Below are 12,813 nucleotides of genomic sequence, written 5' to 3'. Positions count from 1 at the left end.
AGCCTGACTTGGCCTTCTAGGCTAAGGGATAACGATTATAGCGAGGCCGGGCGTCATTCCGATACAAATTGATATCGGACGGGCGAATTGGCAACGACAACGACAGCCACAGCGAAAGAACTTGTTTTGAAAGCATCCGAATTGACCCAAAATATTCCTCCCCGCCTGGTGATCGCCACGCGCGAGAGCCGTCTTGCCATGTGGCAAGCCGAACACGTGCGCGCGCGCCTGGCCGCCCTGTATCCGCAGTGTAGCGTTGAAATTCTCGGCATGACCACACGCGGCGACCAGATTCTGGACCGCGCCCTGTCCAAGGTAGGCGGCAAGGGCCTGTTCGTCAAGGAACTGGAAGTGGCGATGGAAGAGGGCCGCGCCGACCTGGCCGTGCATTCGCTCAAAGACGTGCCGATGGAGTTGCCGGCAGGCTTTGCCCTGGCCGCCATCCTCGAGCGCGAAGACCCGCGCGACGCGTTCGTGTCCAACGATTACGCCAGCCTGGCCGAGCTGCCGCACGGCGCCGTCGTCGGCACCAGCAGCCTGCGCCGCCAGTCGCTGATCGCCGCGCGCTACCCGCACCTGACGATTCTGCCCCTGCGCGGCAACCTCGACACCCGCTTGGGCAAGCTGGACCGTGGCGATTACGCCGCCATTATCCTGGCTGCCGCCGGCCTGAAACGCCTGGGGCTCGCATCGCGCATCCGCGCCGTGCTGGCGCCGGAAGACAGCCTGCCGGCCGCCGGCCAGGGCGCCATGGCGATCGAGATCCGCAGCGGACGGCTTGACGGCGCCGACCTGGTGCGCCTGCTGGCGCCGCTGAACCACGCTGACACGGCGCAAGCCGTCACGGCCGAGCGCAAGGTCTCGAAGATTTTCGGCGGCAGCTGCCAGATTCCGCTGGCCGCCTTCGCGACCGTCGAGGGCGACAACATGCGCCTGCGCGCCATGGTCGCCACGCCGGACGGCGCGCGCATGGCCAGCGCCGACGTCAGTGGCCCCACCAGCGCGCCGGAACTGCTGGGCGAACAGGTGGCCGAACTGCTGCGCGGCCAGGACGCCGCCGGCATCCTCGCCTCGTGCACCGTCACCCCGGACAACCATGAAGGCCTGGCGCCGCATGCCTGACAGCGTGGTGATCACGCGGCCCGCGGCGCAAGCGGGGCCGCTGGCCGCCCGGATCGCGGCGCTGGGCTGGCCCGTGACCCTGCTGCCGCTGCTGGAAATCCACGCGCTCGATGGCGACGATGAATGCGCGCAGCTGCAAGCCGTGCTGGCGCGCCTGAGCGATTACGACCTGGTGGCCTTCGTCTCGCCCAACGCCATCGACTGCGTCTTTGCGCACCTGTCCGCCTGGCCAGACGGCGTGCCGCTGGCCGTGGTGGGCGAGGGCAGCCGCCTGGCGCTGGCGGCGCACGGCGTCACCGACGCCAACGCGGCCATCACCAGCCCGTTTGACACGGCGCGCAGCGATTCCGAACATTTATTGCTGGCGCTGGACTTGCCGGCCCTGCGCGGCAAGCGCGTGCTGATCGTGCGCGGCGACGGCGGGCGCGATTACCTGGCCGAGGGCTTGCGCGCCGCTGGCGCCGAAGTCGAGTTCGTCACAGCCTACCGCCGCCAGGTGCCCAAGCTGACGCCGGCCTTGCGGGCGACCCTGGAAAAGCTGTTGCAGCATAATAATGACTGGATCATCACCAGCTCGGAAGCGCTGCGCGGTTTGCTGGCGCTTCTTGAGGAATTGGATGCTGAAAAGACGGCTGTTGTGAAAATGCAACAGCAACATCTGATCGTGCCGCACGCCCGCATTGCACAAACGGCGGCGGCCCTGGGTTTTGCCCGTGTCACCCTGACAGGATCAGGCGACGCAGGAGTGCTCGCCGCGTTACAATCACGACCATGAACGAAATGCCTACACTCTCCGAACCGAATGCAACGCCTGGCAGCGCCGTGAAGACGGCGCCGCAGGCGGCCGACCAACCTGCCGGCCGCGCGCCGACCTTGCTGGAACAGCTGCAAAAGCCCATGAGCATCGCCGTCATCGTGCTGGCCGTGCTGCTGGCGGCGCAAAGCTGGTCGTCCAGCAAGCAGATCCGCAACCTGCGCGAAGAAGTGGCCAAGCGCCTGCAAAAGGGCGATGTCAGCAACGCCGAAACGGGCGTGCTGGCGCGCACCGTGCAAGAAGGCACGAAAGAGCTGGAAATCAAGGTGGGTGCGCTGGAAAACCGCCAGAGCGAAACGCAAAGCCAGCAGCTGGCCCTGGAACAACTGTATAACGACTTGTCGAAGAATCGCGACGAGTGGGCGCTGACGGAAATCGAGCAAGTGCTGTCGACGGCCAGCCAGCAGCTGCAACTGGCCGGCAACGTGCCCGGCGCGCTGATCGCCCTGCAAAACGCGGACCGCAGCCTGTCGCGTTCCGACAAGCCGCAATTCATCACTATCCGCCGCGCCATCGGGCGCGACATGGAAAAACTCAAGGCCCTGCCCAGCGTCGATTCGACGGGCGTGGCCCTGCGCCTCGACGCCGTGATCGCCCAGGTCGATTCCTTGCCGATGCTGTCCGACGAAACGCCGGCCTTGCCGGCCGCGCCGGAAAAACCGGGCAAGGCCAAGCCCGTGCGCGATGCCAGCGGCAAGCTGGTGGGTCCGCCGGCGCCGGAACCGCTGCTGCAAAAGGTGCGCGACGGCTTCAATACCTGGAGCGGCGACATGTGGGCCGACGTGCGCCAATTGATCCGTATCCGCCGGGTCGATACGCCGGAAGCGCTGATGCTGTCGCCGACGCAATCGTATTTCTTGCGCGAAAACGTCAAGCTGCGCTTGCTCAATGCCCGCATGGCCTTGTTGTCGCGCAATGAAACGGCGTTCCGCAACGACTTGATCGCCGCGCAGGATGCGCTGGCCAAGTATTTCGACACCCGCGCCAAGAGCACGCAGACGGCGCAAGCCCTGCTGCGCCAGGTGCAGGGCAGCAATCTGGCCATCGAAATGCCAACCTTGTCCGACAGCCTGACTGCTGTGCGCAACTACAAAGCGAAGTCCTGAGCCCATGCGTCTATTTCTCTGGTTACTCGCCCTGATGGCCGCGGCGATCGGTATCGCCGTGACGGCCCGTTTCAACCCTGGCAACGTGGTGCTGTTCTATCCGCCGTACCGCATCGATTTGTCGCTGAACTTCTTCCTGCTGCTGCAGGTCGTGCTGTTCGTGCTGCTGTACCTGCTGGTGCGCGCCGTGCGCGCCACCGTGCGCATGCCGGCGCAAGTGGCGGCCTACCGCCAGCGCAAGCGTGAGCGCGATGGCAACAAGGGTTTGCGCGAAGCCTTGAAAGCCCTGTTCGAAGGCCGTTTCGGCCATGCCGAGAAGGCCGCCCTGCGCGCCGCCGAACTGGACGAAAACGCCGGCCTGGCCGCGCTGATCGGCGCGCGCGCCGCGCACCGCATGCGCCAGTCCGAACGCCGCGACAGCTGGCTGGCCCGCGTCGAAGGCGACGCCAGCCTGAAGACGGCCCGTCTGATGACGGTGACGGAATTGCTGGTCGACGACCACCAGCCGGAAGCGGCGCTGGCCGCCGTGCGCGAACTCAACGCCAGCGGCACGCGCCATATCCACGCGCTGCAATGGTCGCTGAAAGCCGAGCAGCAGGCGAAGAACTGGCCGGAAGTGCTGCGCCTCGTGCGTTCGCTCGACAAGCACCGCGCCCTGCATCCGGCCCTGTCGTCGCGCCTGCGCGAACTGGCTTATGACCATTTGCTGTCCGACCCGTCGCATGATGCGGAATCCTTGCTGCGCGTATGGTCGACCGTGCCAAGCGCCGACCGGGTCAAGCCGTATATCGCCTGCCGCGCCGCCACGGCCCTGAATGCACGCGGCCTGCATGACGAAGCGCGCCTCGTGTGCGAAGAGTCGCTGGCCGCCGACTGGGACGAGCGCGTCGTGCGCGCCTACCGCGAAGCGGCGGCCCCGAGCGGCACGCCGGCCTTGCTGCTGCAGATCGAGCATTGCGAGCAATGGCTGAAAAAGCGTCCGCTGGACGCGGAACTGGCGCTGACCCTCGGTACCTTGTGCCTCAAGCAAAAACTGTGGGGCAAGGCCCAGCGCCACCTGGAGCAGGCTTTGTCGGACGCCAACGAGCCGCAGATGGTGCGCGACGCCCACTTGAAGCTGGCGCAGATGCACGACGCCTTGCAGCAGACGGAACAGGCCGCCGCCCATTACCGGCAGTGCGCGCTGGCCACCATCCTGTAAGCCTTGTAGACCATTTCTCCAGACGTAAAAAAGCCGTTCAGTGCAGACTGAACGGCTTTTTTTATGCGCAGCCCATGGCGGAGTGCGCTGCTGCGTTGCTATTTACTTCTTCGGTACGGCCGTGCCTTCGGGCAAGGCATACGCGATCAGGGTATCGCTCATCTTCGTGCCCAGCGAACCGTGGCCGCCGGCCATTACGACGACGAACTGGCGTCCCGACTTGTTCGACACATAGCTCATCGGCGTAGCCTGGCCGCCGGCTGGCAAACGGGCTTTCCAGACGACCTTGCCGTTGCTGACGTCGTAGCCGCGGATGTAATAGTCGAGCGTGCTGCTGAGGAAAGTCACGCCGCCGCCCGTGGTGACCATGCCGCCCAGGCTGGGCACGCCCAGCGGCAACGGGATCGGCACGGGACCGCTGTCGCGCGTGGTGCCGTTCTTGTGCATCCACACTTTTTTCATGGTGCGCAGGTCGACGGCGGCCACATAGCCCCACGGCGGTGCCTGGCATGGGAAGCCCAGCGGCGACAAAAAGGCCTTGATTTCCACGGCAAACGGGACGCCCGTCTGCGGCTGCAAGCCCATTTCGCCGCCCGTGCCGCCCTTGGCCGTCGTTTCGGCGCGCGGCACGAGTTTTTCCAGGAAGCCCATGTAGTCAGGGTTGACGATCAACAACTGGCGCACGGGGTCGATGGCCGCGCCGCCCCATTCGAAGATGCCCAGCGGGCCCGGCGAGATGACGGCGCCCTTGCCGGCCGTTTGCGGCGTGAACGGGCCTTCATAGCGGCGTTCCTTGAAGATGATGCGGCAGGCGAGCTGGTCGAACGGCGTCGTGCCCCACATGTCCGCTTCGCTGATATTGCGTTCAGGCAGGAAGGTCAGGGCCGAGAACGGCTGCGTGGGCGACAGGGTGTCGCCGGCGGCTGGATTGCTCGTCGGTACGGGTTTTTCCGGCGCCGGCACGACCAGGCTGCCGTCGCGGCGGTCGATCACATAGATGTCGCCCCGTTTCGTCGTGGCGACGACGGACGGCACTTTGCCTTTCGGCGTGTCGATGTCGACCAGGCTAGGCTGGCCGCCGATATCCATGTCCCAGATATCGTGGTGCACGGTCTGGTAGACCCAGCGCACTTTACCGGTCGCCAGGTCCAGCGCGACGATGGCGCTATTGAATTTCTCGCCATTCTTGTTGCGGTTGCCGCCCCAGGTATCGGGGGTTTCATTGCCCATCGGGATGTAGACCATGCCCAGCTTTTCATCGATGCTGGCCACGCCCCACGAGTTGGGCGAGTTGTTGGTGTAGTTCTTGCCTTCAGGGAAGGGCTTGGTATCTTCCGGCGTGGCCGGGTCCCAGTTCCACATCAGCTTGCCCGTGACGGGATCGTAGCCGCGGATCACGCCCGACGGTTCTTCCGTCGAATGGTTGTCCGTCACGCTGGCGGCGATCACGGCCATTTTCTGCGAGACGGCGGGCGGCGAGGTGGGCATCAGGAAACCGCGCTTGATCATGGCCATGTTTTTATACAGGTTGACGACGCCGTTGTTGCCAAAGCTCTTGCACGACTCGCCCGTATCGGCGTTGACGGCGATCATGGTGCCGTCCATGGTCGGCGCCAGGATGCGGCGCGGGCATTCCATGCCGGCCGCTTCGGGGGCCGGGTTGTTCTTCGCGCGGCCCGCGTTGACGTCCCAGTAGGCGACGCCGCGGCAGATCATGTGCTGGTAGCTGGCTGCGTCGCGGTTGATCTTCGGATCGTGGCGCCAGATTTCCTTGCCCGTGTCCGGGTTCAGGGCGATGACGATATTGTGCGGCGTGCACAGGTACAGCATGTCATTGACCTTCAGCGGCGTCACTTCATTGGCGATCTCGCCCGGATCGTTCGGACCCTTGAAGTCGCCCGTATGATAGGTCCAGGCTTCTTTCAGGCCGGAAATATTCGCCGGCGTAATCTGCGCGGCCGGGGCGTAGCGGTCGCCATAGCCGGAGCGGCCATACGCGGACCAGTCGTTGTGCTCGACGCCGGGCGCCAGATCGCCGCTGGCGGTGGCGGCCATGTTTTCGGCCGGCACGTCGCCATGCAGGTCATGGTAGTCCTGGAACAGGGCGATGACGCCGGCGATGACGGTCAGGACCACGGCGGCGGACAGGGCCGTGCGTCCCAATTGCCCCTGTTTCGCCGCGGCGGGTGGCGCCAGACGGCGGCTGACGAAGGGCAGCAACAGCCAGACGGCGGCGGCAAACCAGATGTCGAGGCGCGGCAGCAATTGCCACCAGTCGAATTTCACTTCGATGACGGACCAGATGAGGGTGGCGGTCAGCAAGAAGGCGAGGAAAGCTTGCGCGCTGCGCTTGCCCTGGAACACCAGCACGCCGGCGACGAGCATGCCTATGCCGGCCAGCAGGTAGTACCAGGAGCCGCCGAGCGTGGCCAGCCAGATGCCGCCGCCCAGCAGGGCGAGGCCAAACAGAATGAAAATAACGCCGGTGACCTTTAATAAAGGCCCGGGCCGGAAAGAGGGAATCATCATATTCCTTTTTGCAAGGATTTATCGGTGGCGCGTTGAAAGCGCCATATTGAATTCAGGGAAGGCGTCGATTGCAGAATATACAAAGTTTGGAATCACCAGAATGTGACAGTTTATCAGAATTGATGATTGTCTTCTGGTCGCGCCATTTTTTGGCCAGGCCGTCATTTGAATCAAATAAATGCTTCAAATAAGCGCAAAGATTATGCTGGATGAGGGAGTTTCCGGGCTGGCAGGCTTGACGGCCATCGATGGTGAGACGGCCGCGCCATCACGCGCTGGCAGTTCGGGGAGAATAAGCCTGACACAGTTGTTATAAGTGGCTGCAATAAATGCAATGCCGGTTATGATAACCATGTCCGCTGGATGGTGATATTGAAATGAAAATATGACGATATTTCAGGTATTAACTCGGGGTCGACCGTAGTAATGCTTAAGTGTTTCTACTTATTATTCCCAATGGCCTGTTTATTCTCTCGGCAGCAGCTTGCGCGTGCCGGACGGCCGTGCTGGCGAGTGTTGCTGGCTGGACGCGCAAAACGCCGGCGCGCCGCTGCTGCATCGCACAAGCTGCCTGTACTTCGCTATAATTGCGCGGTTAAAACACCATCCGCTAATGAGGAACCCCATGAGTTTGAATAACGTCTCTTCCGGCCGCGACCTGCCGAACGATTTCAACGTCGTCATCGAAATCCCGATGAATGCCGATCCGATCAAGTACGAAGTCGACAAGGAAAGCGGCGCGATCTTCGTCGATCGCTTCATGGGTACCGCCATGCATTACCCGTGCAACTACGGCTACGTGCCGAACACCCTGTCGCCGGACGGCGATCCGGTCGACGTGCTGGTCATCACCCCGTTCCCGCTGATCCCGGGCGTGGTCGTGCGCTGCCGTCCTATCGGCGTGCTGAAAATGACCGACGAGTCGGGCGAAGACGCGAAAGTGCTGGCCGTGCCAGTCGACAAGGTCCTGTCGATCTACAGCCACTGGCAAAAGCCGGAAGACTTGAACGAACTGCGTTTGCGCCAGATCCAGCATTTCTTTGAGCACTACAAAGATCTGGAAAAAGGCAAATGGGTCAAGATCGACGGCTGGTATGGCCCTGACGTGGCCAAGGAAGAAATCCTGGGCGGCGTCGCCGCCTACAAGGCAGATGCTGCAAAAGCCTAACAGCATCAGTTAAAAAACGCTCCCCGCCAGTCATGGCCGGGAGCGTTTTTTTATGCGCGAAACGGACTGTGTTCGTTCAACTCATCGAGATAGGCATCGATGCCGCCCCGTTCGCGCTCGAGGAAGCGCTGCACGGCGTCGGCAAAGGCCGGGTGCGCCAGCCAGTGGGCGGACCAGGTCTTTTGCGGCAGGAAGCCGCGCGCCATCTTGTGCTCGCCCTGGGCGCCCCCTTCGAAGGTGGCGATGCCGTTGGCGATGCAAAATTCCAGCGGCTGGTAGTAGGCCGTCTCGAAGTGCAGGCACGGCACATGCTCGAGCGCGCCCCAGTAGCGGCCATACAGGGTGTCGGCCGTGTGGATCACCAGCGAGGCGGCGATGGCCCGGCCTTCGCGCTCGGCGATCACCAATAGAATGTTCTGCGGCATGGTCGCGCCTATGCGCCGGAAGAAGTCCAGCGACAGATAGGGCGAGGAGCGGTGTTCCGCATAGGTATTGCTGTAGCAGCGGTGGAACAGCTTCCAGTCCGCGTCCGTGGCGTCCATGCCGCGCACCTGGCGCATGGTCACGCCCGCTTCCCGCACCTTGCGCCGCTCGGCGCGGATATTCTTGCGTTTCTTGTGTTCCAGGGTGGCGAGGAATTGCTCGAAATCCGCGTAGCCGGGATTGAGCCAGTGAAACTGCACGCCGCTGCGCATCAGGTAGCCAGCCTCGGCCAGCTGGCGCGCCTCGCTTTCCGGCGGGAACAGGATATGGCAGGACGACACGTCGGCCGCCTGCTGCTGGGCCTGCAGGAAGGCCAGCAGGGCGGCGCGCGCTTCGCCATCGCGGGCCAGCAAACGCGTGCCGCTGACGGGCGTAAAGGGAATAGCGGACAGCAGTTTCGGGTAGTATTCGAGGCCATGCTGCTGATAGGCATCGGCCCAGGCCCAGTCGAACACGTATTCTCCATACGAGTGCATTTTCAGGTACAGGGGCAGGGCGGCGGCCAGCGTGTCTCCTTGCCACAGCACCAGGTAATTCGGTTGCCAGCCCGTGTCCGCGCTGGCGCAGCCGGACTCGTGCAGCGCGTGCAAAAAGGCATACGAGAGGAAGGGATTGCTATCCGCCTGGCGCGCCAGCAGTTCAGACCAGGCCGCTTCGCCAATTTCAGCCAGGGTAGTGACGATAGCCGTGCGATAATTCATTGTTGTAGTGTGCATTCATCACTCTCGGGGCGCCACCATCGGCCTGTGTGCCCCTGTCTTGTTTAATAGAACGAAAATATCCATCATCATGACAGTCAAAGTCGCAATTGCTCAAATGAATAGTACGGTCGGCGATCTGGCCGGCAACCGTGCCAAGATCTTCGACCTTTCCCGCCGCGCCTTTGAAGCGGGCGCCGATATCGTGCTCACGCCGGAACTGTCGCTGGTCGGCTATCCACCCGAGGACTTATTACTGCGCAATGCATTCTACGCAAAAACGCAGCAGGCGTTTGCCGAGCTGGCCCGCGACCTGGCCCAGTTCAAGGATTTGCACGTGGTGGTGGGCGTGCCCCTGCAGGACGAGAAGGGCGTGCGCCACAATGCCGCCTCCGTGCTGCTCAATGGCGAAGTGCTGGGCACCTACCGCAAGCACGACTTGCCGAACACCACCGTGTTCGATGAAAAACGCTACTTTACGTCGTCGGACCAGGCTTTCGTGTTTGGCGTGAAGGGCGTGCGTTTCGGCATCAATATCTGCGAAGACACGTGGTTCGAGCATGCGCCGATGCGCGCCCGCGCGGCCGGCGCGCAAGTGCTGCTGGTGCCGAACGGTTCGCCCTACCATATGAACAAGCAGCATCTGCGCTACGAAACCATGCGCAAGAACGTCAGCGCGCAAGGCATGGCTCTCGTGTACGCCAACCTGGTCGGCGGCCAGGATGAACTGATTTTCGACGGCGATTCGTTTGTCATGGATGCGGCCGGCACGATTTGCGCCCAGCTGCGCCATTTCGAGGAAGATCTGCAACTGGTCGAGTTCGACGGCGCCACGCCCGTGCCGCAGCCGCTGGCCACGCCGCTGACCACCGAGGCGCAGGTGTACCAGGCGCTGGTGCTGGGCGTGCGCGACTATATAGTCAAGAACGGCTTTCCGGGCGTGCTGATCGGCATGTCGGGCGGCGTCGATTCCGCGCTGACCCTGGCCATCGCCGTCGATGCGCTGGGCGCCGACAAGGTGCGCGCCGTCATGATGCCGTCGCAATTTACGGCCGATATCTCGTGGATCGACTCGCGCGACATGGTAAAACGCCTCGATGTGCGCTACGATGAAATTCCGATCAAGCAAACTTTCGACGCCTTCCGCGCCACCCTGGCGGACGAGTTCGCGGGACTGGCGGAAGACGCGACGGAAGAAAACATCCAGGCGCGCATCCGCGGCACCCTGCTGATGGCCCTGTCGAACAAGCATGGCAGCATCGTCTTGACGACGGGCAACAAGAGCGAGATGGCGGTCGGCTATTGCACGCTGTACGGCGACATGGCGGGCGGCTTTGCCGTGATCAAGGATATTGCCAAGACGCTCGTGTACCGCCTGTGCGCGTACCGCAACGGCATCTCAAGCGTGATTCCCGAGCGCATACTGACGCGGGGACCGTCGGCCGAACTGCGCGCCGACCAGTTGGACCAGGATTCCTTGCCGCCGTATGACGTACTCGACGGCATCATGCAGCTGTACATGGAAGAAAACCGGCCGATCGCCGAGATTATCGAGGCTGGCTACCCGCCGGCCGATGTGGCCCGGGTCACGCGCCTGATCAAGATCAATGAATACAAGCGGCGCCAGTCGCCGGTGGGCATCCGCGTCACGCACCGTGGCTTCGGCCGCGACTGGCGCTACCCGATTACCTCGAAGTTTTACGAGTAAGGCGGGGTTCCGTTAAGCCAGCTAATGAAGAACTGACGATTATCAATAAGGAGAAAGCCATGAAACAGATTACCGCCATCATCAAACCATTCAAGCTCGACGAAGTACGCGAGGCGCTGGCCGACGTGAACGTGACGGGCTTGACCGTGACGGAAGTGAAGGGCTTTGGCCGCCAGAAGGGCCATACCGAGCTGTACCGTGGCGCCGAGTACGTGGTCGACTTCTTGCCGAAAGTCAAAGTCGAAGTGGTGGTGGACGACAGCGTGTCGGAACTGGTGGTCGACGCCATCATCAAGGCGGCCCGCACGGGCAAGATCGGCGACGGCAAGATCTTCGTGCGCGACGTGGAGCAGGTCATCCGCATCCGCACGGGCGAGACGGGTCCGGACGCGGTGTAAATCCAAGCCAACAATGTTGTCGGATTACGGCTCTTCGAGCCTGATCCGACCTACGGCCTGATGCACGTTGATACGCGTAGGTCGGCTTAGCGCGCCAGCGCGTAAGCCGACGCTGCTGAGCCACCCAAGCTGCCGGATTGCGCATCAGCGCCCCAGCCGCATGTCGAATTTCCAGCAGATCAGGCGCAGTATCGTGATGCCGCTGGCGCTGGTCCATAGCGCGAAGTCGTGCTCGGCGCCGAAGTGCATCTGCAATAAGTAAGCCCAGCAGCCGAAGAACGCGCAGATGGCGTACGGTTTGCCGTCGCGAAACACCATCGGCACTTCGTTGCAGACGATGTCGCGCATCACGCCGCCGAAAATCCCCGTAATCACTCCCATCATCGACGCGATGAAGATCGGCATGCCGGCGCGCATGGCTTCGGCCACGCCGGCGATGGCGAACATGCCAAGGCCGATGGCGTCGGCGATGACGATCAGGCGTTCCGAGACGATCTGCCGCAAATGCTGGATCAGGGGCGCGGCCGTCAGGGCCAGAACGAAGATCAGGATCGCGTATTCCTGGTGCGAAACCCAAAACAAAGGCCGCTTGTCGAGCAGGATGTCGCGCAAGGTGCCGCCGCCGAACGCCGTGATGAAGGCCACGACGAATACGCCGACCAGGTCCATGCGCTTGCGCCGCGCTTCGATGAAGCCGGAAAACGCGCCCACCAGGATGGCGATGACCTCAATGATCTTGATCAGCGAGCCAGGCGGCAATTGGGGTGGCATCATGGGTGGAGCGCGTGCACGAGACGCTAAGCAGGAAATAATTGTCACAGGTTAACATGACACGGCCCCGAATGGTGACAAACGGGGCCGTGTGCAGGGTGTAACTTGTTACTGAATTGTAATTTCTTGCTATCTATCCTAGCGGATGGGCTGCAGCGCGGAAGAAAGCAATACCACCAGCGCGCCATCGCCCCCTTCGGAGCGGCGCGCCTGGCAAAAGGCGATGACTTCCTCCTTTTGCACGAGCCAGCTGTGCACCATCGATTTCAAGACCGGTTCCTGGCCTTTCGAGCCAAAACCCTTGCCGTGGATTACGCGCACGCAGCGCAGCTTGCGCCGCGTCGCCTGGTTCAAGAAGGCGCCGATGCCGTCGCGCGCCTCGTCGCGGCGCAAGCCGTGCAAGTCCAGCTCATCCTGGATGGGCCAGTGGCCCTTGCGCATCTTCTTGACCACGTCCGGTCCCACGCCGGGGCGGGCGTAGTTCAGGGCCGGATCGTTTTCCAGATAATGGTCGACCTCGAACAAGTCCGACAGCGACTCGCGCAGCACGGCCGCGTCGTCCTCTTCCGGGGACAACTTGCGCGCGGGCTGCTGGACGCTTGCCGCGCCCGCCTTGGGCAGGCTGGGCACGTAGCGGTCCGACTCGGGCAGGCGCTTGACGCCGCCGATGCTGGCCTTGAACAGATTGCTTTCCACGGCCTGCACCTTGACCTGTTGCGCGCGCTCAGCCGCGGCTTGCGCGCGCGCATCGGCCTGCTCCTTGAGCTGCTTGCTGACCGCTTTCAGGTCGGCAAAGTCTTTCATCGACGCCATGC

Annotated in this window: 11 protein-coding genes; 7 read left to right on the top strand and 4 right to left on the bottom strand. The window is 62.9% G+C overall.

The window, feature by feature from the left end; translation table 11 throughout:
• The first annotated feature begins 126 nt into the window (after nucleotides 1–126).
• The 4 genes from hemC to JAB8_RS21060 are packed head-to-tail and all read left to right on the top strand — an operon-like array spanning nucleotide 127 to nucleotide 4,243.
• Nucleotides 127–1,122, top strand: a complete 996-nt coding sequence (gene hemC, locus JAB8_RS21075) for a hydroxymethylbilane synthase (RefSeq protein WP_275528110.1) — start codon at nucleotides 127–129, stop codon at nucleotides 1,120–1,122.
• Nucleotides 1,115–1,897: a uroporphyrinogen-III synthase gene (locus JAB8_RS21070; protein ID WP_070291407.1), complete on the top strand. Its 783-nt coding sequence runs from the start codon at nucleotides 1,115–1,117 to the stop codon at nucleotides 1,895–1,897. Before hemC ends, JAB8_RS21070 begins: the two co-directional genes overlap by 8 nt.
• The gene (locus JAB8_RS21065) at nucleotides 1,894–3,042 is read left to right on the top strand and encodes a uroporphyrinogen-III C-methyltransferase (protein WP_070291290.1); all 1,149 of its coding nucleotides are present in this window, start codon (nucleotides 1,894–1,896) and stop codon (nucleotides 3,040–3,042) included. The genes JAB8_RS21070 and JAB8_RS21065 overlap by 4 nt, the downstream gene beginning before the upstream one ends.
• A gap of 4 nt (nucleotides 3,043–3,046) precedes the next feature.
• Nucleotides 3,047–4,243, top strand: coding sequence for a heme biosynthesis protein HemY (locus JAB8_RS21060; RefSeq protein ID WP_071654447.1), 1,197 nt, complete (start codon nucleotides 3,047–3,049; stop codon nucleotides 4,241–4,243).
• Nucleotides 4,244–4,345: 102 nt separating this feature from the next.
• On the opposite strand, the gene JAB8_RS21055 is transcribed toward JAB8_RS21060, so the two are convergent.
• The gene (locus JAB8_RS21055) at nucleotides 4,346–6,772 is read right to left on the bottom strand and encodes a membrane-bound PQQ-dependent dehydrogenase, glucose/quinate/shikimate family (protein ID WP_070291288.1); all 2,427 of its coding nucleotides are present in this window, start codon (nucleotides 6,770–6,772) and stop codon (nucleotides 4,346–4,348) included.
• A 625-nt stretch (nucleotides 6,773–7,397) separates the two neighbouring features.
• On the opposite strand from JAB8_RS21055, the gene ppa reads away from it, so the two are divergent.
• Entirely contained in the window at nucleotides 7,398–7,940 is a 543-nt protein-coding gene (gene ppa / locus JAB8_RS21050) for an inorganic diphosphatase (protein ID WP_070225002.1), read from the top strand.
• 50 nt (nucleotides 7,941–7,990) lie between these two features.
• Here ppa and JAB8_RS21045 read toward each other — a convergent pair whose 3' ends face one another.
• Nucleotides 7,991–9,124 carry a GNAT family N-acetyltransferase gene (locus JAB8_RS21045; protein WP_070291287.1) on the bottom strand — a complete coding sequence of 378 codons (1,134 nt, stop codon included), beginning with the start codon at nucleotides 9,122–9,124 and terminating at the stop codon, nucleotides 7,991–7,993.
• 88 nt (nucleotides 9,125–9,212) lie between these two features.
• Between JAB8_RS21045 and JAB8_RS21040 the strand changes: the two genes are divergently transcribed.
• Both JAB8_RS21040 and JAB8_RS21035 read left to right on the top strand, forming a co-directional pair.
• The gene (locus JAB8_RS21040; RefSeq protein ID WP_070291286.1) at nucleotides 9,213–10,829 is read left to right on the top strand and encodes an NAD+ synthase; all 1,617 of its coding nucleotides are present in this window, start codon (nucleotides 9,213–9,215) and stop codon (nucleotides 10,827–10,829) included.
• A 59-nt stretch (nucleotides 10,830–10,888) separates the two neighbouring features.
• Nucleotides 10,889–11,227 (top strand): P-II family nitrogen regulator, encoded by a 339-nt coding sequence (locus JAB8_RS21035; RefSeq protein ID WP_034758685.1) that lies wholly within the window; start codon nucleotides 10,889–10,891, stop codon nucleotides 11,225–11,227.
• 144 nt (nucleotides 11,228–11,371) lie between these two features.
• Here JAB8_RS21035 and JAB8_RS21030 read toward each other — a convergent pair whose 3' ends face one another.
• Both JAB8_RS21030 and JAB8_RS21025 read right to left on the bottom strand, forming a co-directional pair.
• Nucleotides 11,372–12,001 (bottom strand): trimeric intracellular cation channel family protein, encoded by a 630-nt coding sequence (locus JAB8_RS21030; RefSeq protein ID WP_034786156.1) that lies wholly within the window; start codon nucleotides 11,999–12,001, stop codon nucleotides 11,372–11,374.
• A 135-nt stretch (nucleotides 12,002–12,136) separates the two neighbouring features.
• Nucleotides 12,137–12,811: a Smr/MutS family protein gene (locus JAB8_RS21025; RefSeq protein ID WP_070291285.1), complete on the bottom strand. Its 675-nt coding sequence runs from the start codon at nucleotides 12,809–12,811 to the stop codon at nucleotides 12,137–12,139.
• Nucleotides 12,812–12,813 lie beyond the last annotated feature (2 nt).

This window comes from Janthinobacterium sp. HH106 (assembly GCF_001758725.1).
GTDB lineage: Bacteria > Pseudomonadota > Gammaproteobacteria > Burkholderiales > Burkholderiaceae_D > Janthinobacterium.
This window is presented reverse-complemented; position numbering and strand designations above follow the sequence as displayed.

Excerpts from the sequence above, each read along its gene's own strand:
- JAB8_RS21070 (WP_070291407.1), top strand. The coding sequence starts at position 1,115 with ATGCCTGACAGCGTGGTGATCACGCGGCCCGCGGCGCAAGCGGGGCCG.
- JAB8_RS21065 (WP_070291290.1), top strand. The coding sequence starts at position 1,894 with ATGAACGAAATGCCTACACTCTCCGAACCGAATGCAACGCCTGGCAGC.
- JAB8_RS21060 (WP_071654447.1), top strand. The coding sequence starts at position 3,047 with ATGCGTCTATTTCTCTGGTTACTCGCCCTGATGGCCGCGGCGATCGGT.
- JAB8_RS21055 (WP_070291288.1), bottom strand. The coding sequence starts at position 6,772 with ATGATGATTCCCTCTTTCCGGCCCGGGCCTTTATTAAAGGTCACCGGC.
- ppa (WP_070225002.1), top strand. The coding sequence starts at position 7,398 with ATGAGTTTGAATAACGTCTCTTCCGGCCGCGACCTGCCGAACGATTTC.
- JAB8_RS21045 (WP_070291287.1), bottom strand. The coding sequence starts at position 9,124 with ATGAATTATCGCACGGCTATCGTCACTACCCTGGCTGAAATTGGCGAA.
- JAB8_RS21040 (WP_070291286.1), top strand. The coding sequence starts at position 9,213 with ATGACAGTCAAAGTCGCAATTGCTCAAATGAATAGTACGGTCGGCGAT.
- JAB8_RS21035 (WP_034758685.1), top strand. The coding sequence starts at position 10,889 with ATGAAACAGATTACCGCCATCATCAAACCATTCAAGCTCGACGAAGTA.
- JAB8_RS21030 (WP_034786156.1), bottom strand. The coding sequence starts at position 12,001 with ATGATGCCACCCCAATTGCCGCCTGGCTCGCTGATCAAGATCATTGAG.
- JAB8_RS21025 (WP_070291285.1), bottom strand. The coding sequence starts at position 12,811 with ATGGCGTCGATGAAAGACTTTGCCGACCTGAAAGCGGTCAGCAAGCAG.